This is a genomic window from Nonomuraea sp. NPDC004186, from assembly GCF_053603495.1.
The window spans coordinates 1-1,388 of record NZ_JBSGFQ010000279.1; the positions used below are offsets into that span (position 1 = coordinate 1).

The 1,388-nt window shown below is 71.3% G+C and carries 2 protein-coding genes; both read left to right on the forward strand.

The window, feature by feature from the left end:
• On the forward strand, positions 1-743 hold a 743-nt coding region (locus ACWEPL_RS65240; RefSeq protein WP_452443096.1), incomplete at its 5' end, for an endo-1,4-beta-xylanase.
• Between the two features lie 30 nt (positions 744-773).
• Positions 774-1,388 (forward strand): cellulose binding domain-containing protein (locus ACWEPL_RS65245; RefSeq protein WP_452443097.1); only part of this gene is annotated, 615 nt, incomplete at its 3' end.

The following is a 1,388-nucleotide window of genomic DNA, read 5'->3' on the forward strand; positions in this document are numbered from 1 at the left end:
CCTGGGCCAAGACCCAGGGCGTCTACAACATGGTCCGCGACTTCAAGCAGCGCGGCGTGCCGATCGACTGCGTCGGCCTGCAGTCGCACTTCAACAGCGGCAGCCCGTACAACAGCAACTACCGCACCACCATCTCCAGCTTCGCCGCCCTCGGGGTGGACGTGCAGATCACCGAACTGGACATCCAGGGCGCCTCCGCGCAGACCTACGCCGCCGTGACCAACGACTGCCTGGCAGTGGCCCGCTGCGCCGGCATCACCGTGTGGGGAGTGCGCGACCAGGACTCCTGGCGCTCGGGCGACACCCCGCTGCTGTTCAGCGGCGGCAACAAGAAGCCCGCCTACGACGCCGTCCTCAACGCCCTCAACGCCGCCTCGCCGGGCGGCCCCACCCCCACACCCACCCCGACCCCGACCCCGACACCCACCCCGACTCCGACACCGGTCCCTGGCGCGTGCGCGGCGACCATCACGACGACCAACAGCTGGTCGGGTGGCTTCCAGTCGACGGTGACCGTCCAGGCGGGCAACGCGGCGATCAGCGGATGGACCGTGCAGTGGACCTGGCCCGGCGGGCAGAGCATCAGCAGCCTGTGGAACGGCCAGCAGAGCGTGTCCGGCTCCAGCGTCACCGTACGCAACGCCCCCTACAACGGCTCCATCGCCGCCGGCGGCTCCACGACCTTCGGGTTCACCGCGAACGGCACCGCGGCCACCCCGACCGCCACCTGCACCAGCCCCTGACGGCGGCCGGACATGATGAGGAGAATACAGATGCGACTGCCCTGGCGAGCGCGGTCACCGCGCCCCTCCGCCGTCACGACCGCGGCGCCGCCCCGGCGGGCCTCTCACCGCGGCCTCGTGATCGGCGCCGTCGCAGTCCTGCTCGCCGGAGCGGGCCTGCTGACCGTGCAGCCCGCCCAGGCCGCCGTCGCCTGCCGGGTCGACTACGCCATCAGTTCGAGCTGGCCAGGGGGCTTCAACGCCAGTGTCACCATCAACAACCTCGGTGACGCGGTCAACGGCTGGCGGCTGACCTGGTCCTTCGGCGCCGGCCAGCAGATCACCCAGATCTGGAACGCCACCCAGACCCAGTCCGGCTCGTCGGTGACCGCCACCAACGTCTCCTACAACGCCTCCATCCCCTCCGGCGGCAGCGCCAACTTCGGGTTCAACGGCTCGTGGACCGGCAGCAACCCGGTGCCCACGTCGTTCGCCCTGAACGGCGTGACCTGCGGCAACCCCGGCACCCCCACGCCCACCCCCACACCGACCCCCACCCCCACCCCCACCCCCACCCCCCCCCCCACCCCCACACCGACCGGCACGTGCACTCTTCCGTCGACGTACCGCTGGACATCGACCGGCGCGCTGGCGAACCCGAAGTCG